Origin of the sequence: Brenneria tiliae (assembly GCF_023347575.1) — a bacterium.
Taxonomy (GTDB): Bacteria; Pseudomonadota; Gammaproteobacteria; order Enterobacterales; family Enterobacteriaceae; genus Brenneria; species Brenneria corticis.
The window spans coordinates 153,432-176,527 of the sequence record NZ_JAKPCB010000094.1 but is presented as its reverse complement, the minus strand read 5'-3'; the positions used below and the strand labels follow the sequence as shown (position 1 = coordinate 176,527).

Below are 23,096 nucleotides of genomic sequence, written 5' to 3'. Positions count from 1 at the left end.
GGAATGGAAAGTATGGCGCAGACGCCACACGCAGCGTTGACGTTAAGGGTTGATAAGCCAGGTGCCGGGTTTGCCCACGGTAATGGTTTGACTGCGGGGCTGGCCGTTACCCAGGATCGTGAGTTCGTATTCGCCTGGCGGCAGTTGCAGCGAAGCGAAGCCATTGGCCTCAGGCGCTGCCGTCTGCGGTTTGCCGTTGAGCGTGAGCCGTTCGCTTCCACCCAGGCGTACATAGACCTGCGCTACCGGTTCAACGCGCACGGCAGGGACGCTGACCTCTGGCGCCGCTTCCGCCGGTACGCTGACCGCGGTCTGCGCGGGTGTTTCCGTCGCCGCGGCGACGGCGGTTGGCGTCTGCGTCTGGACCGGCGGCGTAGCAACCTGCGCCGCAGGGGGCGGCGACTGCACCGTTTCGGCCGTTGGTGCTTGTGGCGCGTTGTCAGGCGCGCCGCTGAAGAACAGCCCTCCGGCCGCCAGCCCCGCCAGCGCGCCGACGATTATCAGTCCAGGCACTTTGTAGCGCTTCCAGTCGAGAGGAGAGAGTGGGGATTGAGCGGCGTCCACCGGCACCAGCATGGTGCCTGGCTTTTTGATGCCCAGCACATCGCTCAGGGCCGCCACCGGCATTTCAATCAGCGCGGAGAATTCGGCGATAGACTGCGGACGTTCTTCAATTTTCAGCGCCAGCGCGCGGTCTACCGCCTGTAGCAGCGGCAGCGAATACCCTTCCAGGCGGCGTTCGGCCAGCGGCTGATAGCCATCCTGAATGCTGCGCACCACGCTGACAGGAGGCGGCGAACCGACGATCAGGGTATGCAGCACGGCGCCCAGCGCGTAGATATCGGTCCACGGACCCTGTTCGCTTTCGTTGTCGTCGGTGTATTGCTCAATGGGCGCAAAGCCGGGGCGCAGCATGGTTTCGGTTTCGTCGGAAACATTGCCGATGCTGCGGCGCGCCGAGCCGAAGTCCAGCAGCACCGGCAGGCCGTTATCCTGGATCTGGATGTTATCAAGCGAGATATCGCGGTGCAGGTAGCCTTCGTCATGAATGGTCTTGATGGCCCCGAACAGCATCGGCAGCGTGCGGCGGATCCAGGCTTCGTTAATCAGCTCCGGGCGCGCCTCGCGCAGTTTGGAAAGCGTGGTGCCGCTATAAAACGCGGTGCCCATGTAGGCGGTATCGTTCTGTACCCAGAAACGCAGCACGTGCAGCAGATTCGGGTGGCTAAACCGCGCCAGCAGCCGCGCCTCCTGAATAAAGCTGTTCAGCCCGGCGGTAAACGCCTTACCGAAACGCTCGCTGCGCAGCACCAGCGTCATGTCGTCGTTGCGCACCGCAAGCGTTGAGGGCATAAACTCTTTAATGGCGATGGTGCGCTCCAGTTGATGATCCCAGGCGCGATAGACAATGCCGAATCCGCCGCCGCCAATCACTTCCTTAATTTCAAACTCATTGAAACGATACCCAGGCGGTAACGCATTAGGCACGGTCCGGTTGTTATTGTGATCCGTCATATTGGAAAACTCTCTTGATGATGGCGTTAGGCCGCAAACTGGCACTGGAACTCACCCTGTGAGAAAGTCACATGCAGGCGACGATAATTTTCATTGCGCGCGCTGGCGGTGAGCAGAATCTGGCTCATCTGCGGCAGCAGAGTATTGGTAAGAATGGCGCTGACCATACGGCCACCGGATTCAACTTCGGTACAACGCTGAACAATCTGGGTAATGACGCTGTCGTCCACCTGGGAAATAATGCCGTGATTTTCCTCCAGCCGACGCTGAATGCGTTTGAGTTGCAGGCGCACGATCTCTTCCAGCATGGCATCGCTGAGCGGGTAGTAGGGCACCACCAGCAGGCGGCCCAGCAGCGCCGGCGGGAAAACCTGCAACAGCGGCTGACGCAGCGCGCCCGTCAGCGCGTCAGGATCCGGCATCAGATCCGGATCGGCGCACATGGCGCTGATAAGCTCGGTGCCGACGTTGGAGGTGAGAATAATGATGGTGTTGCGAAAATCGATATGCCGCCCTTCGCCATCTTCCATCCAGCCTTTGTCGAACACCTGGAAAAAGATCTCGTGCACATCCGGGTGGGCTTTCTCGATTTCATCAAGCAGCACCACGCTGTACGGACGGCGGCGCACCGCTTCGGTCAACACGCCGCCTTCGCCGTAGCCCACGTAACCCGGAGGCGCGCCTTTGAGCGTGGAGACGGTGTGCGCTTCCTGGAACTCGCTCATATTGATGGTAATGACGTTTTGTTCGCCGCCGTAGAGCGATTCGGCCAGCGCCAGCGCGGTTTCGGTCTTGCCCACGCCGGAGGGGCCGCAGAGCATAAACACCCCTACCGGTTTGTTCGGATCGTCCAGGCTGGCGCGGGAGGTGCGAACGCGCTTGGCGATCAGCTCCAGGCCGTGGCGCTGGCCGATAACGCGCTGACCGAGGGTGTCGGCCAGATTCAGCACCGCGTCGATTTCATTTTTAACCATGCGGCCCAGCGGGATGCCGGTCCAGTCGGAGACGACGGCGGCGACGACGTTAGCGTCCACCGCGGCGAATAACAGCGGCGTTTCTCCCTGCAGCTCGCCGAGCGCTTGCTGACGCTGCGCCAGTTTTTCACGCAGCTCCGGCTGCGCGTCTTCATCGGCGGCATGCAGTTCCGCCCGCAGCGCGATAATCCCATCCACCAGTTCGCGCTCCTGTTCCCAGCGCGCGGTCAGCGCATCCCGTTCGGCTTCAAGCTCTTCCTTTTCCGCTTTCAGCCGCGTCAGACGCTCGTTATCACCGATTGCCACGCGAGCTTCGCGTTCGGCGATGTCGTTTTCCACCTCGAGCGCCGCGATACGGTGCAGGCAATTCTCCAACTGCGCCGGCGGTGCGCTTTGGCTGACCGCCACGCGGGCGCAGGCGGTATCCAGCAGCGCTATCGCCTTATCCGGCAACTGGCGCGCGGGAATATAGCGATGTGAAAGTTTGACCGCGGCGTTCACCGCTTCGTCCAACAGCAATATGCGGTGATGTTTTTCCAACGGCGAGACGGCGCTGCGCAGCATCAGCAAGGCTTTTTCTTCATCCGGCTCATGCACCTGTACGGTCTGGAAGCGGCGGGTGAGGGCGGGATCCTTTTCGATATATTTTTTGTATTCGGCCCAGGTGGTGGCGCCGATGGTGCGTAGCTGTCCGCGCGCCAGCGCCGGTTTCAGCAGATTGGCGGCGTCGCCGGTTCCTTGCTGGCCACCGGCGCCAATCAGGGTATGAATTTCGTCGATAAACAGGATGATGGGCGTGGCGCTGGCCTGAACTTCGTTGATCAGCGCTTGCAGACGCGCTTCGAATTCGCCTTTCATCCCGGCGCCCGCCTGCAACATGCCGATATCCAGCAGCCAGAGTTGCACCTGCTGCAACGGCTCCGGCACGTCGCCATTAGCGATACGCAGCGCCAGACCTTCAACCACCGCGGTTTTCCCGACGCCCGCCTCACCGGTCAGCAGCGGATTGTTTTGGCGCCGCCGCATCAGGATATCGACCATCTGGCGAATTTCTCCGTCGCGCCCGACCACCGGGTCGATTTTCCCTTCGCGCGCCCGTTGCGTCAGATCCTGACCGTACTGCGACAGCGTGCTTTGCTGGGCAGGCGCGCTTCCCGCTTCCGGCGGGGCGGCGGCAGCCTGCTGCGTTTCTTTGCCGGCGGCAAAAATGGCATCGAAGCGATCGGTCAGCTCGTCGGCGCTGACGCGATCGAACTGCGGCGAAATGCCCCTCAGTACGTTTGCCAGGTTTCGCGTTTTCAGAATGCCAATCAGCAGATGACCGCCGCGGATGCGGTTGACGCCGAATTTCAGCGATCCGTAGACCCAGGCGCGCTCCACGGCGCTGTCGATATGTTCGGAGAGATCGGAAATCGAACTGGCCCCGCGCGGCAATTTATCCAGCGCCGCGACAATATCCCGGCTGAGCGCCACCTCATCCAGCGAAAAGTGGCGGATAAGTTGTTGCAGGTCGCCATCCTGCTGCTGCATCAGTTGATGCAGCCAGTGCGTCAGCTCTACGTAGGGGTTGCCGCGCAGTTTGCAAAAGGCGGTGGCGCTTTCCAGCGAGGTAAATAACAGCGTGTCCAATTTGCCGAACAGTACGGCGCGGCTGATTTCTGACATGATCGATTCCGTTTATCAAGATGCGTAATGAACGCAACAGGCAGTATTATTTTCGGGCGTACGCACAGGGGGAGAAATGCGTAAACACCATAAAAAGGGAAAACGTTTTGCTTTACCTCTCCACGCTAAATACCAGATCTCCGCGCGGCGCGGGCTGCGGCTGATGACCGAGCCAGGTGGCGTAACCCAACGGCGCGCTGTCGCCGAGCGCGGCGCCGCAGACGGCCTCTTGGTGCAAAATCAGGCGCACTTCCCACAGGTATTCGATCCCCAGATACTGGCGTATCCAGTCGCGCAGTTCCGATACCCAGGCGCCGCCCGGCACGAAACGCCGGTAGGTTTCGAGATCCAGCGGTCCCAGCTCAAGGCGAAATTTATGCTGCGCATCCCGTACCGCAACGCCGAGGAAGGCTGATTTCCCCAGGCGCGGCACGCGTCTGCCCGCGCCAAGGCGCGCCTGTTCACCGGCGGTGAGGGACATCCACTGCGCGACATTCTCCACCAGCCGAACCGGCACCTGAAAATAGTGGCGCAGGATCTTTTCCAGCCCTTCGGCGTCGCGTCCGTGACGCGAGAGATGCCCGGCAAGCGCGTAGCGCGCGTGGTGGCTGAGACCGCCTTTTTCCATCTGGCCGGGTTGCCCCATCCCGATGAGCGATGCGAGATACCGCTCGAAGCGTTTGTCATCTTCCCGGTCGAGGGAAACCGTCGGCTGCGCGTCGGCCCAGGCGCGGTAAAAAAGCAGCGTCAGGCGGTGGTGAAACAGATCCGCAAAGGCGCTCAGGCTATCGTCCTGATGATGATAAATGCGCTCGCGCGCATATTCGGTCATATGCAGCGGCAGCGGACCGTTGGGGCCGAAGAGGCCGAAACTTAAAATAGCGACATCGTGCAGCGGCGAGTTATCGCGTGAACTCACTTCGGCAATCGTCGAGGGGGCGAAGGCCATGGACGGTTTCTGGCCGATGCGCAGCGGTTCAAAGCGAGGCAGCGGCGCGCGCCCAAGCAGGTAACGTTCGCCGCCCTGAGCGTCCAGGCGCCGCAGAAGCTGGAACAGGTCGTAGCGCCAGGGCGCGGTCATTACCGCGTCCCAGAACGTTTCCGACAGCGGCGTCAGACGCCGTATCGGAGTGCAGGCTGGCAGCGTCTCGCTCATATCAACGCCCTTTTACCCATGCGAGGCTCCCAGTAGCCGACTTCACCGCGCTGCTGACTTTTGAGGGTGAATTCGGTAAAACTGTTCATGGCCACCAGGCGGGCGAACATGCGTTCCAGCACGCTTCCCAGCAGCCAGGGGCTGGAGCCGGAAAATGCCTGTTCATCCACGGTAAGCGTGATGCCCACGCCGCGGGCAAACACAATCGGACCCGGCTCCGGCACCCGGCGGTGCACCGGCTCCAGCACGCAGTGGCGGATACCTTCGATCTGCCGCGCCACCGGCGTTTCCGCAAGCTGGGCGTAAAGGCCGAGCAGCTGGCGCAACGCCGCCGCGCCTTCGCCGTCATCGCTATCCATCAGGCTTAGATAGTTCATTTGCAGCTGGCTGATAAGCCGCCAGGTGCTGAGCCCTTCCGCCAGCGCCGGGCGCGGCGGCGTCGGACCTTTACGCATCGTAAGCGCGCGTACCGGCAGGGAGTCCGGCATCACGAACTGGCCGAGATCCTGTTGCAGCATCAGCGGCAAATCGCGGCTGGTGCACAATACTTCGGCGGTGATATAGCGCAAATCGTCGCGCCACGGCGCGTGATGTTCATCCACCAGCGAGACGAACGCCTCCGAACCGACGTAGCCGGTGCGGGCGCCATAGCGCAGAGCATGTTCGGAAAGCGCGCGCTGTTCGCGGCGCAGCGAAAAATAGGCGCCGTAGTTGTCGCCATCCCGGCTCCAGGTGCTCCAGAACGGGCGAAAAACCTGCTCATCGTGCAGCCCATCCACGCTGGCGTAGAGTTTTTGCACCGCGAAAATTTCGTAATCCAAAGGACGGATATTATCCACCACCAGATGATATTCATGCTGGGCGTCGCTGATTTTCTGGCGTTCGGCCACTTTGGGAAACAGGTTGATGACCGGCGTACAATGCAGCGCCAGATGGTCTTTATCCACCACTCGCTCAAGCTGCGCGTCGGCCTTATCCAGCAGAATGATGATGTCGAATGCCTTGACCTCGCCGCTTTGCGCCAGCAGCGGGCGCAGGCCGCGCACGCTGATAAACTGGAAACGGGCCGGGAAGGCGAAATATTCATGCAGCAGGCGGTAGCCGTCGAAGTTCCGCAAGTCGTCCGGCAGCAGGGCCTGATCGGCTTCGAAGCCCTCCTGGCGCAGGGCGTCATCGCCAAGGACGATGCGCGCCGGATTCGGCCCCAGGGTCTGGCAGACGATGCCTACCTGGTGCTCCATCAGCAATTCCAGCAGTTTCAGCGCCTGAATATCGGGACCGCTGAGGAAAAAGTCGAGACGGTCGAAATCAAGGTGCCTGAGGTTGACCGGGCCGTCGCACGCCACGCGCACGCGCAGCGCGCTCACCGCGCCGCGCTGGCTTAAACCAAGCTGGCCGAGCGGCGCGTCGGCGGGCACGCCGCCAAGCTCCGCCAGACCGATGTGCAGCGGCAGCAGCGTGACGTCATGAGCCGTGGCGTAGCTGCAGGTGACGCCGCTTTTCTTCAGGGTCTGGCTGTCCATCATGGTGCCGCGCGGCACCACAAAACCGTTGCTCAGATCGCCTTTGGCGCCGTCGGGGTGCAGTTCCGCAATGGCCATCGAGGGCGTCGGCGCCAGGTAGTTGGGGGCGATCATTTCCAGCAGACGCTGGGAAAAGCGCGGGAACTCAGCGTCCATTTTTAGCTGCACGCGCGAGGTAAGAAAGGCAAAACCTTCCATCAAGCGTTCGACATACGGGTCCGCCACGTCGATGCCGCGCATGCCGAGACGTCCCGCCACCTTGGGATAGCGCTCGGCGAATTCCGCGCCCATTTCGCGCAGATACGCCAACTCACGGTTGTAATAGTCGAGCAGTTTACTCTCCATGTTCACCCCGCGTCTTTCAGTTCAAAGTAGCCGTTTTCAAGATCCACATCGGTACGGAACAGAAACTCCAGCGGATAGGGCACGCACCACAGCCGGCCTTTGATTTCAATCGACAGCACGTTGTGCAGGTCGAGGGATTTCGGGTCGGAGACGCAGCGCACCTGTAGCCCCTGCGGCAGGATGCGCGGTTCAAAGTGCAAAATCGCCTCGGTGAGCTTGCGCTGAATATCCTGCCATTCAATGTCGGACATTCGTTGTCCGGCCAGCGGGGCGACGCCGAAATTGAGCACCGAACGGCGAATGTGATCCATACCGCTTAAATCGTGCTGCGCTTCATTGTTGATGGTGTTGAACAGCCATTGCAGGTCGCGCAGCACGTGGCGGCGCAGCGTGCTGTGAGAAATCAGATTGCCGTTGACCGGCTCCTTGCGTTTGTCGGGCGCGTCGTCCGTCAGGCGGTCGAGCAGCGAGGGCTGCATTTTATCGCGCGCGCCGATGGTCTCCTGCCCGCGGCGAAACCGCCAGCCGCTGTGCAGCAGGTTATTCCCCTCTTCGCGATACGGCTTATTCATGCCCGTCTTCATCCGTGGCGAATATCAGGCTATCGAGCGAGAGCAACGGGAACTCGTCGCTGTCGTTGAGCCATACTTTCTGACCGAGCCCCAGATACTGTTCTCCTGCGCCGTTTATCGTCTGCCATTCGGTGGCGCGGGCCAGCAGGAAGCGCTCTTCGGCGTCTTCCGTCAGCGGATAACGCGCCGGGATCTGGCAGACCTGTTCGGTGCCGTCCACCAGTCTGACCGAGGTATGCCGCCACACCAGATCGGTGACGCTCGCCGGTGCCTGAAAACGCATTTCCGCGATGGCGCTAAACGGCAGCCAGAAGTAGCGGCCGTTGACAATGATTTCACACACCGGTCCCAGACGGGCATCGCCGTCCATCAGCCAGTCGAAGCGATGGGCGCCATCCTGCGACCTTAGTGCTCCCGGGTTGAGGTCGGCTTGTTCGAACGCGGCCGCGCGCAGCGCGCCGGCGGCCTCGGCGTCGCGGGCGCGCTGCGCATCCAATAGCGGAGCGAGCCACGGCCACTGGGTATCCGGCATATTCGGACGGGCGCGCCCTGCCATGACTTCACTACGCCGTTGTTCGCCGGTAATCGCCTGTTCCAGCAGGGTGATGGTCGGTTTCGCCTGTGGTTTCAGCGCCAGCCAGCTTTTTAGCTGGATCAGCGCGCGTCCCCAGTTCCCCGCCAGGCACAGCAACTGCACAAAGGCCGCGCGCAGATCGGCGTTAGCTGGCTGGCTTTTGATGTCGTTTTCAAGGCGCGTCAGCGTGTCGGCGAGCGACGCGCTCGCCAGTTGTTGATAAAGAGTTTGCATCATGGCTCCTGAGGGGGTTACTTCAGCGTGCGGTATGCGCCGGCCGCCGGATCGCGCAGCTGCGGATACAAGGCGTCGACCAGCACAATGGTCAGGCTGGCGCCCGGCTCCAGCCAGGAGGACCAGACTTTACGCACCTCTTCCAGACGTAAACGCAGGCGTTCGTCGTTACCGGCCAGATCGTGCGGCACTTCCACCGCCACGGTGCCGTTCGCCCGCCAGGCGTTAAGGTCTGCGGCGTAGGGCAGGATCATCCAGCTTTGCGCCAGGCGTCCGTCGCTGACCACCATACGTTCGTTGTTAGCGCTGGCGATGGTCAGTTTTTCGGCGTCGGCTTTTTTGTTCAGTCCAATCACCGGGAAACCCTGTACGAAGGTTATGGCGATCTTCTTTTCGCCGTCGGCGCTCAGCTGAGTGACGTCGTAGCGGCCGTTTAGCCAGACGTCCGTTTCACATTTGTCATCGCCAACGGTCGGAATAAACAGCGCCGGCGCATGGGGGCCCCCTTGCCAGAAGGTGCGCAGATAGCAACCATCCCGCAGGCTGAATTTCAGCCACGGAGTCTGGTCGGCGGGAGGCGATAGATCTTCGACGCGCACCTGCGGCGGAGTATTCACGGCCTGTTCCACCGGCTGGCTGGCTGGGATAATCGGCGCCCAGTCGTTAATTTTGACGGCGTTTCCCTGAGCGATCGAGGTGCCGTCGGGTTGGTTAAACTGCCAGTGAATCACGTCAAGCTTGGCGCACTGGCTTTCCAGCAGCGAACCCAGGCGGGGCATAAAGGATTCCAGTACGCTGATTTTTTTATCGCCGTTAGCCACAACGCGCAGCGATAGCTCCGCCGTGCACCAGCTTTTCGGTGTGTTGTCTTTGATGTTGTCGATCCAGACATCCAGTTTCTGGGAGGTGGACTGAACAATCCGGTAATTTTCTGCCTGAGCGCTGGCGGATACCGCAAGCAGGGCCAAACCCGAAAGCCAAAGTTTCATAAAAATCCTTGTTAGCCTTAATCAATCACGGAGGGGGAGAAACTGCTCGGCGTCAGAAAGCGAATGTAGCAGGGTGGTGTCCTGAGGCTCGCCGATCCAGACGGCCACTGCGCTGTAATTGTCCTGCTTGCCCGGCGTCCGATGCTCGTTTTTCAACAGAATCTGGTTCATCAGCGTCAGCCAATCCTGCGGGGACTTCACCATATGCAACGACTGTTTCATCTGTTCTTCGCTGACGCCATGCCAGAAACCGTCGGTGCAGAGTAAAAACGCGTCGCCGTCTTCAATCGGCACCACGTCGCTGTAGCTGGATTCCCGGCCTTCATCGTCCATACCGAGGGCGAAGTAGAGCAGGTTGTCGTTAATGCCGTCGGTCTGGTGTCCCGCGTCTTTCATCTGCTGAATCAGGCTGTGGTCGGTGGTGACCTGGTAGAGCCAGCCGCGGCGAAACAGATAGAGGCGGCTGTCGCCGGCATGCACCCAGTAAGCGAGCTGGTAATCCCGGTCGATAAATAAACTGACCAGCGTCGTGCCCATGCGATGATAATCTTTCGCCGCTTTCTGTTCGCTGCGGATGCTATGGTTCGCTTCATTCACGTAGTCGCGAATGTGCTGCGCATTCAGGTGATTATCGCCGTCAAACCGTGAAAGGATGGCGTCGCGGGCGAGTTTCGCCGCCACATCGCCTCCCGGTAGTCCGGCGATGCCGTCGCATACCACAAAGCAAGCCGAACGCTCGCCGATGGTCTCACCGATCTGATCCTGGTTGCTGGCGCGAGCGCCTTGCCTGGAAAGTGAGGCCGTATTGATATTCATCGTTATTCCGATCCGCTTTGTGAGTCTTTGTACTGGTTCACTTCCATGTCGTAGGCGTGCAGGAAGGCTTCGCCGAACAAGGTATGGAAATCGTCTTCGATTTCGCCCGCGGTATCATTGTATTGACGAACGAAATAGTCCCACAGCGCCGCTTTGCGGCTGGTGGATAGCGACAGCCGCGAGGTGGCGCCGTCACGTTTCGCCGCTTCCTCCAGCAGGTCCGGATTAAAGGATTGCAGCATGGCGGCAATAATGGCGCGGATACCGGAAATCATTCCCAACTGGTGCGCCTGAAGGTCGATAAGCGCATCGCGCACCGATTTTTTCGGCGGCATAAAACCCGGCATACGGGAGCCAAACATCTGCATCAGCACCGTTTTGCCGGAAGGCAGCAGTTTGAAAGGGTTGTTGGCGTCATCCAGCACCATGGTCATATCCGCTTTTACGCCGCGCTTCAGAATAGAGCGCGAGGACAGGAGCGCCACGGTGCCCTGCGAGAACATGCTTAGCATCTGGCCGAGCTGATGCATGCTGTCCCGGTCAAACTGCGGGATCGGCTGCATATCGCCCAGCCCCATGCCTTCGAGTAATGCTTCCAGCAGTTCGCCATGCAGTACATCGCCGCGTACGGATGATGCCGCCGCGCGGCTCTGCGCATCGCTGGTGTTTACCGGGTCGATGCGCAGGCGGCCGGTGGGCGTCTGGCTGGCGCTGCGTTGTACGGTCTGCGGGGTGGGCAGGGTGATGCTGGCGTAATCCTGTGGCTCCTGCTCCTGACTCCGCGGCGTTTCCTCCTCCGGTTCATCGCTCAACAAGGATGAGTTATCCGCCGGGGAGTAGGAGAAGGGCGTATTTTCCTTCGCCGGCGCGGGAATTTCATTATCCGCCGTCGCTGGCGCTTCGGACCGCGGAACGCTTTGCGGTTCGGGAGCTATTTCCGCGTCGTCAGGCTGCGTCAGCGGCAGCGCGCCGCCCAGCAGACCGAGCGGATCCTCGCTATTGATATGGGATTTGCCGCTGCCCGCGCCGGCGAAAAGCGCAAGTGGATCCAGTTCGTTTTCTTCGTCGTTTGCCTGGGGAGATGATGCGTTGCCCGACGGCGTCAGCGTGGTGGGCGTGGCATCGTTGAAGATGCTATCGCTGTTAAAGAGTTCTTCATTGTTGAAAAGCTGGTCGGTTTCGACATGCTTTTTGTCAAACAGCGGCTCTTGCGTATCGAAATGCGCCAGCGGATCTTCCGGGTTGCGCTCTGGTTCCTGCGGCGCGCTAAACGGATTGATCAGCGGCTCTTCCGGCGGCCTTGAACGGGCGCCGGAAATATTGTCGGAAATGGAAAACTCCTGCATCAGGCTATCCCAAATTTCCGCCGGCACGGCGGTGGGGACGTTTTCCGCCGGCGGCGTCTGCGCCGGACGCTGGGCCGCCGCCGCGTTGCCGGGAGCCGGACTGGCGTTCAGCGTCAGTTCGCTGACTTGCAGACGATACTCGTCGATGCCGAGGATATCGCCGTCCTGAAGTTCAACCTGACGACCGCGATCCAGGGGAACGTCGTTCAGCATCATGCGCGTCACATTACCGCGGTTGGTAATACGGCATTCGCCATCGGCGGAGATATGGACAATCGCTTGCAGCCGCGAAATGGCGCGGTCATTATCCGGCAAAACCAGATTATTATCGGTGCCGCGGCCAATAGTTCCCCCCGGCGGGCTAAAATCGCAGCTACTCTGCGGTGGCTGATGACCGGGTTTGGTGGTGATGATTGTGAATCGCATAGCGTATTCCTGCCTGGGTATATGATTAGCGCTCAAACGGCGCGGGTCTCAACGAGGCCCGTGCGGTTTGGGGGCTAAAATTAACTCTCTGAGCTCTGCAATATTGTTTGCGCCCAATGAACCGATTTTATCCGTCAACGTTGCATCGATTCCCAGGTTGTTATTTTTATCTATATTGAAAACAATAGATTCGTTGGCGATGGAATTAGGCGAAGTCGCTTCATATACAATCGCCAGTTTAACCACGGCGCTATCTTTAGCAGAAATGATACCGACAGATCTTGTTTTATTACAAACTTCTGCTTCCCAGTTGCTGAAACCTATTGGTGGTATTAGTTTGATAATTTCTGGTTTATTGACTGACTAACCAACAAAACAGACATTGTCATCATTTTGATTGAATTCTCTACCGGAAATAAAGTACCCAAACTTCTTGGTTGTTAATGTTTATTTTAAAATTCCGATCATCAACCGGAGATCCTCTATTAATGGAGGTGTTTCAGCGCCTTTTGATATAGTGGTTGCTCAAAAATAGTTGCATTAATTGATTGAAGCGATGTCGAGGCAAAGATAGATGTCGGTGCCAATATGGAAAAAGTCAATATTAAAATACGCATGGTTTTTTCTTAATGACTATTATTTTTCCTCAACTTAAAGCGTAATCCGTAATTATGATTCGGGGGCCAAAATTAGCCCCCGATAAAGAGAGCTTAATTTATTACGCTTCTTTATTTTCCTTGATATTCCAGCCAGCGCTGCTTTCCGCGCCTTTACCGCCGGAAGCGGTCTGCTCCCAGTACTGCTGTTTCACTTTCGCCGCCTGGAAGGCGTAGTTTACGCCGACGGTATCGCCGTTATCCGCACCGGTGTACTGTACCGAAGTGACCAGAACTTCTTCCAGCGTAATGCGGGTGTACTCCACCTGTTGGCCGCCTGATTTGCAGACCGAGAGTTCAACTTTGGTCAGGTGCTTACCGCTGGAGCAGTGTTTCAGGATTGCGGTGGTGGATTTGTCAATCAGCGCATTAACGTGCAGATCGTTAAAATTCACTTTACCGGCGCCGCCGCCGCCGCCCACGCCCATATTTCCCGGTTGGGAAGCCCCCCAGGAGAAAGACGTGATATCAGTCCAGCCAGTGTGATTGGAATCTTTTGATTCACCGGTTACACCGTCAACTTTCAGAAACATATCAATAGCCATAGTATCTACTCTTCGTTGTTAGTTACAATATATTGCTTTCGAAAAAGCACTTATATGGCAAACAGGAAAGCATGGGGCCGAATAAAACCGTCCATATTTTACCTCTGCCTCGTGACTGGACAGATGGAATATCTGTCCAATCATCTCAGTCGCTTGCCTGTGGGCAAGCGACTAAAATCGGTATGATTATTAAACTTATATCAATGGAATCCATAAAAATATTTATACAGGATTATTTTAATTCCCAGAACCAGACTTCTTTGCAGTTAAAAAAACACTCAGAGTGACATTGAAGTATATTATCACTCAAGGGTTCCAGGAGGTCGATATGTCCGCCTCCATAGCCAGTGATGGCATTGAAGAAGACAACGCCTTTTCTATTTCTCAATGCGCGGGCAGCCTGATTAGCATCTGTATACAATTCGGCTTTACCGAAAATATTATCTTTATAAAGTTGGTCAGCTAATAGTTTAGCGCCAGGCTCAATTTTTTTCCTTTATAAGGGCCTTTTTTAATCGAAATGCGTCCTTGAAAAGAAATATTGCATTTCAATAATGCCAAACTCACCCTAACTGCGCAGGTGTTTTGATAACTCTGATTTTCTCTGATTAAATCTTTATAGTCATAACCTATTTCTGCATATATATCTTCAGAAGAAACAAAACTAGGATTCTCACCTCTGGATGAATAGTGATGTTTTTTTAATTGTTCATATAATGGTTTCATCACTTTCTCCTTTCTTTGCATGAATTATTCTGTATTAAAGCCTCTTCAATCAGATGAGCGGCTCTTTCCTGTAATCTTTCAGCAGGTAATTTCTTAAAATATGAAAATACAATTTCGCTTAAAGTGAGTGATTTCAAAACATTATAACTACACCAGGATTTTCCTTCTGTTGCATCGAAAACACCTAATAGATACATATCAGCTTGTTGTCTTGCCTGGTTATCATTTTGAGCAGTCCATGCACGAAGAAAGTCCGTGCCGCTAAGATTTACATCGTTACGAGAAATTTGTCCCTCTATGAGTGCAGGATCAAGTATTTCTTGGCCAGCTGAAGCCAGTGGCGATATCACTAGCATCGAACTGATAACCACTGACAGTAAAAAATGATTTTTATTTACCATATAAATATCTCTTTATGTAAAAGCTCTGATGGCTGATAAATAGCAGTGAGAAAATGGCGAGGATATATTTTTTCAGCGGTCATTAAAGCAACTTCCATAACCAGACTTCTTTTTCTAATATCCTAATAAATTTGAATTTTTTTTACTGATTGTCCTGATACCAGGTATGGTCAGGGTCGCCGTCAATAACCTCGCGAGATAACTTGTCCAATTCCGGACTGTGATAGAGACGCAGGCAATTTAACGTGACGCCTTTGGTATCCGGGCCCACCTCGCGGTGTGACGGATTATAGGTCGACTTGAATTTATCGATAAGCGCATTAATTTTCCGATCGCCGTTTTCAATATCAAAAGGCATCCATTCTCTCATCGCATTTGCTGTTCTGGCCGCATCCAGAGAAAAGAGAGTATCTTCTGCCGATACCTGTGCAATACACCGGGCTAGCGCCAGTTCTTTTACCACCTGGTGATAGGGCATTTTTTTTATAAAATCAACAGGGTCAAAGGGCGTTTTACTAACGACGTGAAAAGACGTGCATAATAATCCAGTTAACAGTGAAAATGCGATTAGTCTTTTCATGACAACTCCCAAAAATTCGCCTTGTTTGTTGTATAATTCGCGTTGGTATCATTGAAGTAACAATGATCGGAACAAAGGCTGCCATTCCAGAATGTCGCATGCCCGTTGGCATCGCCCCAACCGGAAACTTCAAACAAGATCAATCCATTCTTGTTTTTTAGCTGTTCAACAGGCAATTGTGGATAGTTGATAATTAAATCCGCGTTTCCCCATACGTTATTCAGGTATTCAATAACATCCTTAACACGATAGAAATACCATTTCCTGTCTGCTCCGGAGACTGTTTTACTTCCTATCCTTGGGATTGGGTGACCGGTATAATTCAACACATAGCTCATCCTTACGGCGCAAGAATTTTCCCATCCCCCGTCTCTGACCGGAATCTCAAAATTCCTCTTCACCGTTCCGCCGATGGTGTCTTTCACTTTACCGATCGGATCGTTAGGATCATAGATCTGTTTCGCCGCCGTCCACGCCGCGATAAAACCGGGTCTTATTCCCATCGTTCTGTGCTCCTGATTTATCTTGGTCATGTGGATAAGAGCCGTACTCATACGGCTCCGTAACCATTACATTATGCTTCTTTACTCTTCAGCGATGGCAGCTTTGAAACCAGCCGCAGAGAGACGGTCAGTCCTTCCAACTGGTAGTGCGGACGCAGGAAGAACTTGGCGGTGTAGTAACCCGGGTTGTCCTCGATCTCCTGCACCTGCACTTCGGCGGCGGCCAGCGGTTTACGGGATTTGGTTTCCTGAGACGAGTTGGCCGGGTCGCCGTCGACGTAGTTCATTACCCAGTCATTTAGCCAGCGCTCCATTTCGTCACGCTCGCGGAACGAGCCAATCTTGTCGCGCACGATGCATTTGAGGTAATGCGCAAAGCGGCAGCAGGCGAACAAATAGGGCAGGCGCGCCGCCAGACGCGCGTTGGCCGTGGCGTCGGCGTCGTGGTATTCCGTCGGTTTTTGCAGCGACTGGGCGCCGATAAAGGCGGCAAAGTCCGAGTTTTTGCGGTGTACCAGCGGCATAAAGCCGTTTTTCGCCAGTTCCGCTTCACGACGATCGCTGATGGCGATTTCAGTCGGACATTTCATGTCCACGCCGCCGTCGTCGCTCGGGAAGGTATGGCAGGGCAGATTTTCCACCGAACCGCCTGATTCGACGCCGCGGATGGACGTGCACCAGCCGAACTCTTTAAATGAGCGGTTGATGTTGGCGGCCATCGCGTAGGCGGCGTTGGTCCAGGTGTAGTTGCCGTGGTTCGCGCCGTCGGTTTCTTCTTCAAAATCGAAGCTGTCGACGGGGTTGGTGCGCACGCCGTACGGCAGACGCGCCAGGAAACGCGGCATCACCAGGCCCAGATAGCGCGCGTCTTCAGACTCGCGCAGGCTGCGCCAGGCGGCGTATTCGGTGTTCTGGAAAATTTTGGTCAGATCGCGCGGATTGGCCAGTTCCTGCCAGGACTCCATCTGCATGATGCTTGGGGCGGTACCGGCAATAAACGGGCAGTGGCTGGCGGAACCAATGCGCGCCATTTCACCCAGCAACTCCACGTCCTGCGGGCTGTGGTCGAAGTAGTAATCGCCCACCAGGCAGCCGAACGGCTCACCGCCGAACTGGCCGTATTCTTCTTCATAGATTTTTTTGAAGATTGGGCTTTGATCCCAGCCTACGCCTTTGTGGCGTTTCAGGGTGCGGCCCAGCTCCTGCTTGGTGATGCTCATAAAGCGAATTTTTAGCATCTCGTCGGTTTCAGTATTACTGACCAGGTAGTTCAGCCCGCGCCAGGCGCTTTCCAGCTTCTGGAACTCTTCGTGGTGAATAATCTGGTTAACCTGCTGGGAAAGTTTCTCGTCGAGGCCGGCGATCAGATTCTGAATGGTGCGATAGATATCGGAGGAGACGGTTACCGTATTTTCCAGCGCCTGCTGGGCCAGCGTTTTCACCGCGCTTTCCACCGCCGAACGCGCCTGGTCGGTCTTTGGCCGGAACTCTTTATTAAGCAGCGCGCTGAATTCGTCTTCACTGAACGTCTTCTGCGCTTGCTGTGTCTGCTGTTGGGAAGGATTGCTCATCGATTACTCCTCGTTACCTTTTTCCGCGTTATCACCCTTGGGCAACTGGCTCAGCGCCTTGAGCAGCGTAGGGTCCTGAAGCACTTTGGCAATCAGTTCTTCCGCGCCGTTTTTGCCATCCATATAGGTCAGCAGGTTGGAAAGCTGAGTGCGAGCTTCGAGCAGTTTGTTAAGCGGTTCGACTTTGCGCGCTATGGCATCCGGCTGGAAATCCTCCATGCTTTCAAACGTCAGTTCGACGTTAATCTTGCCATCGTCGGTCAGCGTGTTATCGACCTGGTAGGCAACGCGGGGTTTCAACGCCTTCATGCGTTCGTCAAAATTATCAATGTCGATTTCAAGGAACTTGCGTTCATCGATCGACGGCAGCGGATCGACGGGTTTTCCTGCCAGATCGGCCATCACTCCCATGACAAACGGAAGCTGAATTTTGCGTTCCGCGCCGTAAATCTCTACGTCGTACTCAATCTGTACGCGTGGCGCACGATTTCGGGCGATAAATTTTTGCCCACTGGATTTATTGGTTGGCATGATATTCTCCATCGGATATGCGCGTTGAAAGTCTGGCTGCAGGCGTCAACGCCCACTACCGTTACGGGCGGACACGGCTATTCGCGGCGTCCGAAGATGTTTTCCAGTTGATTGACGCCGTCCGGCGCCAGATCGCGAATAATGTCCATAAAGTTCATTTCAATCAGCCGCTGCACGCGCTCGATCATCTGCGGGGCAGGGTGGCTGGGCTCGTGCAGGACAAAGTACTGCTTCACTTTCTCCAGCATCAACTGCGCATCCTCACGGGAGCGAACCTGTGCGGAACGCCAATCTCCTGCCCCGCGAGGGGCGGAAACGGTCGGTGCGGGTACGGTTTCCTGTTTCATCTCCGGCTCCCTTGTGGGGATTAAGGTTGAAAGATCGGTGCTCTGACAGGACTCGGCGACGGTGCTGACCAGTTTCCGCAGCTGTTCCATCTCCGGTACGCCGCTCTCGCCCAAATGTTCGACGAGTATTTCGCAGATGGTCTTCAGCCGCTCATTGATCAGTTGGATGGCTTCGATGCCCGGCTGGTTGCTGCTGGCCAGCTCATCCAGCAGACGCGCCCGGCCACCGGGGTAGTCCGGGCATTCGGTTTTGCTGCCGTCGAGCAATGCCTGGGCGTCACGCAGGGTGATTTCATCCGCAGCGTTGCGCAACAATTTGGCCTGACGCAGCGCGGCCGTCAGCGCCGATTTATCGCCAAGCGCCGCCAGCGCATTGATACGGTAAAAGGGATCGCGCGCGCCATACTCTTCCAACTGCGGATAGAGCGCTTCCCAGTAGAGTAACAACGCCTGCTGGATAAGCAGCAGGCCGTCGGCGTAACCGGGCAGGCCGCGGCGTTTGGTCCAGGCGTGGGTCAATGCGAGCATGACCCGCAAATCTTTAGTGCGGGCGAGCAGGGAGGCGGCGAGCTTCTCGACTTTGGTCCAGTCGGCGGGTTCCGCCGGGATAATCGTCTCGCCGAATTGCTGCTCGGCTTTGCCCTGGCTTGCCTGCTCCATCGCCTGAAAGTCGGCATCGTATTCAAGATTTTCCCCACACGGCTTTTCCGCTGTCACCGGCGTGAGAAAGGTTTCAATATCCATTCGCTCTCCTGCGATTTATTCAAACATCGGCGGATAGAGTCCGTGGCGGCCGGGACGTGCGCCGCCGGCGGGGTCGAACAACAGCGAAAACAGCTGTCCGGTGAAGTTGCCGCTGTGGACGTGGGTATAGAGCGGATAGCCGTCGCTGCGGTTGGTCCACCAGAAACTGGTCTGGCGCTGCGGGTCGAAACAGTCGCTGGCCTGGCACCAGCTAAGATTGGCGGGGGCATCCTCATAGCCGATAACCTCCAGAATTTCTGAACGAGACTCCTGCGCGGGTATGGCTGGCGCCGGGATGGCGAGCAACGTCTGGTCAAGCTGCTCTGCCGAATAGCCGTTGCTTACGGCATGGTGGAGCGTGCGTCCCAACTGCTGATACCAATCGCCGGCCATTGCCAGCAGCCGGGGCGACCATTCAGCGGGATTAAAAGCGCACAGCGCGCACAGCGGATACTGACGGCCTACGCTGTCGCGTCCGGGCAGCAGGCAGCCTATCTGTACCTGCTGGCTGCCGAGCATCGGCGGCACCGCGAAATTCCACACCGGCGCGTTGCCGAATTGGCGACTGCCGGCAGCGCGCTCTTCGTCTGTTCGCCAGTTCAGCAACCCTACCTGAAACCAGTGCGACCACTGGCGCAGTAGCGCATCGGGGAACCGGCGCTGTAAAAAGTCGCCGGCGCTGGGTAATTTGCCGTACCAGCTAATCACAGGATAGTTACTCATAGTCCGTTCCTTGCGGTTATGGGCATACGAAGCCGGGAAGCTGGAAAGGATTGCGGATGCTGTTCGGTACAAATTCCAGCGTCACCTGATGTCCGTCAACCGTGAAAGTGGCCTGACGGCTGAGATTGCCGCCAGGCGTGATGCGAGCGCGGTCGAAAAAACGGTTCAGCGCCCAGGAACCGTTGGTTACCAGCGTTGAGGTCGTCCCGTCGGCGAGCCCCAGCTGCATCCGCACCTGGTTGGTTCCGCCCGGGCCGGGCCAGCTTACCAACTGAACGGCCTGCGGACCGTGGCTGTAACGCAGCTGCTGACCATCCACATCCAGCGTCAGATTAAGAATGGCGTTATCCATCCGCACGGTGCGCACGGTGACTCGATAGGATGGCGTGGCCGTACCGTTGGCGAAAAAAGCGTCGCGAATGGATTGCGCCTGCTGGAACGGGCGCAGCAGGCTTTCGCTGCCGGGCAGGGTTTTGCCATCGATGCCCGGCGTAAAGCGCCAGCGCTGCTGGGTGGTATCGACCTTGTTGGTCAGGTTGTCGCGAAAAAAGGTGTCCATCAGTCCGGTTCCTGGCGCGAACATGCGCGCCAGATCGTCCGGGGTTACGTCATTGCCGGCCGAACGGATCAGCGGGTAGCGCCCGGCAATGGCCTGACGGCAGAAGCTGCCCACCTCGACGCTGATGCGTTTGCGGATGTTTTCAAGATCCCGGCGCTGAGTATCGCTGCTTGCGCCGACCGCCATGCTGCTGAACATCCCCTGCAACTCTTTTGGCAGACGACCGGCGCTGGCCTGTAGACGGCTGATGGCGTCATTCCCCGGCGCGGTCATGCCGCTGTTGGCCGCGTCCTGGACGGCGGTAAGATAGCGGTATAGATCGTCGACCTGCTTGAGAAAATCGTCGAATACGATGGTTTTGCTGCCTTTCTCCAGCGGCTTCGCCAGTTCAATTATCGGGGTATAGTGATCGGTGACCAGCTGTTCCGGCGTTTGCGCGCCGGCGGTGGCTATCGGCGCATTGTCATTATTGCCGAACAGCGTTTCCAGCGTACGCGTGGTGCTATTGCCGCTTTGCGAGGACGGTTCCTGCTCAGCCTCATTTTCCGTTGTACGAGCGATGGTCAACGCCTTGCCGAGGTTGATGACCAACTTGCGCAACGGCGAGTTACTGCTGGAGATCAGCCGTATGGTATTGATGCGCTGCGCGAGGTCGGAGCTGTTGTTAAGCTGAATATCGGCAAGGAAACCGTCCCAGTTGGCGATGAAATCCCGCATATATAGCTGGCGCACGGCGTTGTCGGTCTGCTGCTTGTCTTCCTGCGGCGCGTTCACGCCCAGCACCCAGGCGTCGTCCTTGTGTAAGGCGGCGGCGACGCCGTCAATCCGGTCGTTGAAGCTGTTCCAGTAGCCATCGGGCGTATACAGGCCCGGTACGCCGTCGCTGATGGATTTGCCGCTTTTGCGGGAAAACGCCAGTTCGCTTTGCGGGCCGACGAGGGTTGTCAAAGAGACGGGCCGCAGGCTTTCGTCATGTTCCAGCAATCGCTTCAGGCGACCGTATACGCGAGTCGACAGCGGGTTCTGCTTGATAAGCGCCTGGTGACGGCCGATCAACGCCTCTTCTTTGGCATAAGGCGATGACTGAATCTGCGGCTCCAGCAGCTGCGCCAGGTGCCGCTCCAGCTGGCTAAGCTGCGCCTGGGTCACATTCTGCGGCAGATTGCGCCGCAGATTCAGCATTACCCAGGAGTGCAGAAATTTGCCGTCGTAATGTTTAGGCTGGTAAAGCATTTGGTAGGCTTTGAGCGCTTCGTAGCTGTATTCCGCGTCGCTGCCGTTGTCATTGCGCAACCAGGTGGTGATGCGTTGGGTTACCGCCGGCAGCAGTAACTGCTGCAAAGATTTTTGGTACAGAGCCTGTGACGCATTGCTGATGTCATCGCCGCGATACAATCCCATACGGCGAGTCAGCGGAGGATCGTTGACGTCGAACTCCGCGCTGGCCGGAAGATTGGCGAGGCTGTTGAGAAGCGGCAGCAAATCGAACAGGTCCTGTTGACCATGCCCTTGCAGCGTTTTGCTCTGCTGCGCTACGCCCGGAATTTTTGCCTGAACCTCGTCAAGATAGCTATTGTTCCGGCCGTAACTGATCAGCCACAGGGTGCCGAACACGACCAGCAGCGTCAGAAGCGCCGCGTAGCCGGACCAGATAATCGCGTGGCTGCGCAGCTCCCACCAGCGGTTTTGCCCCGCAATGCCGGCCTCCCGGAAGATGACGTTTTGCAGCAGGTCCTTGATAAAGAAGCTCTGTCCCTTGCCGGCGGGAATGGGCGCTTCTTTGCTGACGGAATCCCAGCTGTCGCCATCCGCGTCGTTTACCGGTAGTGAAAGGGCGCGATTGAGTTCGCCCATCACCCGGTCGAACGGCAGCCCTTCCTGGGTTCCGCTTGCCAGATAGATCCCGCGTGGGGAGAATTCGGTTTCAAAATTGGAACGGGCAAAGACGGTGCTCAGGTAATCCGCGAGCAGCGGTCGCAGAGCGGCGAACTCCTGCGGGAAGAGGAAGCTCTCGGCGCGCGTTTTGGTATCCCGTTCTTGCAGCAGGGTATCCGGCAGGCCGGCGTCCAGGCGCTGTTGCAGCAGCGCGAACTCCTGCATAAATGCGCCCATAAGATCAAAATCGGCCTGCTTTGAGCGCTCCCACGGGAAAGTAAAGCCCCAGATTTGGTCACGCTGTGTTTTATCAAAGTTGGCGAAATAAGAACGGAAACCTTTAAGCAGATCCGCTTTGGTGACCAGTACGTAAACCGGGAAACGAATACCCAGCTGTTCGTGCAGCTCCTGTAGGCGCTGGCGCAGGTTTACCGCCTGCTGCCGGGAGGCTTCCGGCGTTTGGGTGAGCAGATCGGAAACGCTTATGGTGATAATGACGCCGTTAATCGGCTGGCGGCGGCGGTATTTACGCAGCAGTTCGATAAAACGCAGCCACTCGCCGGCATCCTGAGTTTGTTCACTTTCCTGAGTGGTATAACGCCCGGCGGTATCCAGTAACACCGCTTCGTTGGTGAACCACCAGTCGCAGTTTCGCGTACCGCCTATTCCGCGCAGCGCGGTTTTGCCGAAACGGTCCGCCAGCGGGAACTGCAAGCCGGAATTCATCAGCGCGGTGGTTTTACCGGCGCCTGGCGCGCCGATAATCACGTACCAGGGCAATTGATAGAGATACTGATTGCTGAAGCGCTGAGTCCACTGGGCGCCGCGCTGCGACGAGCCGTTGAAGTGCGCTTTTTTCAGGATCTCCGCCGCCTCGTCAAAGCGTTCGGCCAGGATCTGATCGGCATTATTAAGCGGCGCGCCGTCACCTTTCGACGGCTCAGGCTGTGCGGCGTTGAGGTTATCCATCAGGCGGCGGTTGAGCCAGGCTCTGTAGATACGCGGCACGAGGTGCGCGTGAATCCAGATGAGAAAAATCACCAGGACGCCGATAACGCGGTTCTGCACGGACTCCAGCGGGCGGATATCGGCAATGGAAAACAGCGGGCCAATCATCCAGATTACCGCGGCCAGCGCCGTGGCGCCCAGAAAGCCCCAGAGGATACGGTTAGTCAGTATTGAAACGAGAATATTCAGCAT

At 57.1% G+C, this 23,096-nt stretch carries 21 protein-coding genes; all 21 read right to left on the bottom strand.

What is annotated here, in order from left to right; genetic code table 11:
* Window positions 1-42 precede the first annotated feature (42 nt).
* Complete coding sequence (locus tag MFP24_RS08550) at window positions 43-1,515, bottom strand: serine/threonine protein kinase (RefSeq protein ID WP_249229849.1); 1,473 nt, start codon at window positions 1,513-1,515, stop codon at window positions 43-45.
* Between the two features lie 26 nt (window positions 1,516-1,541).
* Window positions 1,542-4,154, bottom strand: a complete 2,613-nt coding sequence (tssH, locus tag MFP24_RS08545; protein WP_249229850.1) for a type VI secretion system ATPase TssH — start codon at window positions 4,152-4,154, stop codon at window positions 1,542-1,544.
* Between the two features lie 112 nt (window positions 4,155-4,266).
* Window positions 4,267-5,310, bottom strand: a complete 1,044-nt coding sequence (gene tssG, locus MFP24_RS08540; protein WP_249229851.1) for a type VI secretion system baseplate subunit TssG — start codon at window positions 5,308-5,310, stop codon at window positions 4,267-4,269.
* A complete protein-coding gene (gene tssF, locus MFP24_RS08535) occupies window positions 5,307-7,178 on the bottom strand; it encodes a type VI secretion system baseplate subunit TssF (RefSeq protein WP_249229852.1) in 1,872 nt (623 codons plus the stop codon). The genes tssG and tssF overlap by 4 nt, the downstream gene beginning before the upstream one ends.
* Window positions 7,179-7,180: 2 nt before the next feature.
* Entirely contained in the window at window positions 7,181-7,750 is a 570-nt protein-coding gene (gene tssE, locus MFP24_RS08530; protein ID WP_249229853.1) for a type VI secretion system baseplate subunit TssE, read from the bottom strand.
* A complete protein-coding gene (locus MFP24_RS08525) occupies window positions 7,743-8,558 on the bottom strand; it encodes a type VI secretion system accessory protein TagJ (protein ID WP_249229854.1) in 816 nt (271 codons plus the stop codon). Before MFP24_RS08525 ends, tssE begins: the two co-directional genes overlap by 8 nt.
* A gap of 17 nt (window positions 8,559-8,575) precedes the next feature.
* A complete protein-coding gene (locus tag MFP24_RS08520; RefSeq protein ID WP_249229855.1) occupies window positions 8,576-9,547 on the bottom strand; it encodes a hypothetical protein in 972 nt (323 codons plus the stop codon).
* A 21-nt stretch (window positions 9,548-9,568) separates the two neighbouring features.
* The gene (locus tag MFP24_RS08515; RefSeq protein ID WP_249229856.1) at window positions 9,569-10,363 is read right to left on the bottom strand and encodes a PP2C family protein-serine/threonine phosphatase; all 795 of its coding nucleotides are present in this window, start codon (window positions 10,361-10,363) and stop codon (window positions 9,569-9,571) included.
* 2 nt (window positions 10,364-10,365) lie between these two features.
* Entirely contained in the window at window positions 10,366-12,135 is a 1,770-nt protein-coding gene (gene tagH, locus MFP24_RS08510) for a type VI secretion system-associated FHA domain protein TagH (protein WP_249229857.1), read from the bottom strand.
* A gap of 48 nt (window positions 12,136-12,183) precedes the next feature.
* The gene (locus tag MFP24_RS08505) at window positions 12,184-12,381 is read right to left on the bottom strand and encodes a hypothetical protein (RefSeq protein WP_249229858.1); all 198 of its coding nucleotides are present in this window, start codon (window positions 12,379-12,381) and stop codon (window positions 12,184-12,186) included.
* A 472-nt stretch (window positions 12,382-12,853) separates the two neighbouring features.
* The gene (locus tag MFP24_RS08500) at window positions 12,854-13,336 is read right to left on the bottom strand and encodes an Hcp family type VI secretion system effector (RefSeq protein ID WP_136168594.1); all 483 of its coding nucleotides are present in this window, start codon (window positions 13,334-13,336) and stop codon (window positions 12,854-12,856) included.
* Between the two features lie 232 nt (window positions 13,337-13,568).
* Window positions 13,569-13,757 carry a T6SS effector amidase Tae4 family protein gene (locus MFP24_RS24090; protein ID WP_318011334.1) on the bottom strand — a complete coding sequence of 63 codons (189 nt, stop codon included), beginning with the start codon at window positions 13,755-13,757 and terminating at the stop codon, window positions 13,569-13,571.
* 41 nt (window positions 13,758-13,798) lie between these two features.
* A complete protein-coding gene (locus MFP24_RS24085) occupies window positions 13,799-14,062 on the bottom strand; it encodes a hypothetical protein (protein WP_318011333.1) in 264 nt (87 codons plus the stop codon).
* Window positions 14,062-14,463: a Rap1a/Tai family immunity protein gene (locus tag MFP24_RS08490; protein ID WP_249229859.1), complete on the bottom strand. Its 402-nt coding sequence runs from the start codon at window positions 14,461-14,463 to the stop codon at window positions 14,062-14,064. Before MFP24_RS08490 ends, MFP24_RS24085 begins: the two co-directional genes overlap by 1 nt.
* A gap of 142 nt (window positions 14,464-14,605) precedes the next feature.
* On the bottom strand, window positions 14,606-15,043 hold the full coding sequence (locus MFP24_RS08485) for a T6SS amidase immunity protein Tai4 family protein (protein ID WP_249229860.1): 438 nt from the start codon (window positions 15,041-15,043) through the stop codon (window positions 14,606-14,608).
* On the bottom strand, window positions 15,040-15,597 hold the full coding sequence (locus MFP24_RS08480; RefSeq protein ID WP_249229861.1) for a type VI secretion system amidase effector protein Tae4: 558 nt from the start codon (window positions 15,595-15,597) through the stop codon (window positions 15,040-15,042). Before MFP24_RS08480 ends, MFP24_RS08485 begins: the two co-directional genes overlap by 4 nt.
* 20 nt (window positions 15,598-15,617) lie before the next feature.
* Window positions 15,618-17,117, bottom strand: a complete 1,500-nt coding sequence (tssC, locus tag MFP24_RS08475) for a type VI secretion system contractile sheath large subunit (RefSeq protein WP_249229862.1) — start codon at window positions 17,115-17,117, stop codon at window positions 15,618-15,620.
* 3 nt (window positions 17,118-17,120) lie between these two features.
* Window positions 17,121-17,660: a type VI secretion system contractile sheath small subunit gene (gene tssB / locus MFP24_RS08470; RefSeq protein ID WP_249229863.1), complete on the bottom strand. Its 540-nt coding sequence runs from the start codon at window positions 17,658-17,660 to the stop codon at window positions 17,121-17,123.
* A gap of 65 nt (window positions 17,661-17,725) precedes the next feature.
* A complete protein-coding gene (gene tssA, locus MFP24_RS08465; RefSeq protein WP_249229864.1) occupies window positions 17,726-18,739 on the bottom strand; it encodes a type VI secretion system protein TssA in 1,014 nt (337 codons plus the stop codon).
* 15 nt (window positions 18,740-18,754) lie between these two features.
* Window positions 18,755-19,462 (bottom strand): type VI secretion system-associated protein TagF, encoded by a 708-nt coding sequence (tagF, locus tag MFP24_RS08460; protein ID WP_249229865.1) that lies wholly within the window; start codon window positions 19,460-19,462, stop codon window positions 18,755-18,757.
* Between the two features lie 16 nt (window positions 19,463-19,478).
* Window positions 19,479-23,096, bottom strand: a complete 3,618-nt coding sequence (gene tssM, locus MFP24_RS08455) for a type VI secretion system membrane subunit TssM (protein WP_249229866.1) — start codon at window positions 23,094-23,096, stop codon at window positions 19,479-19,481.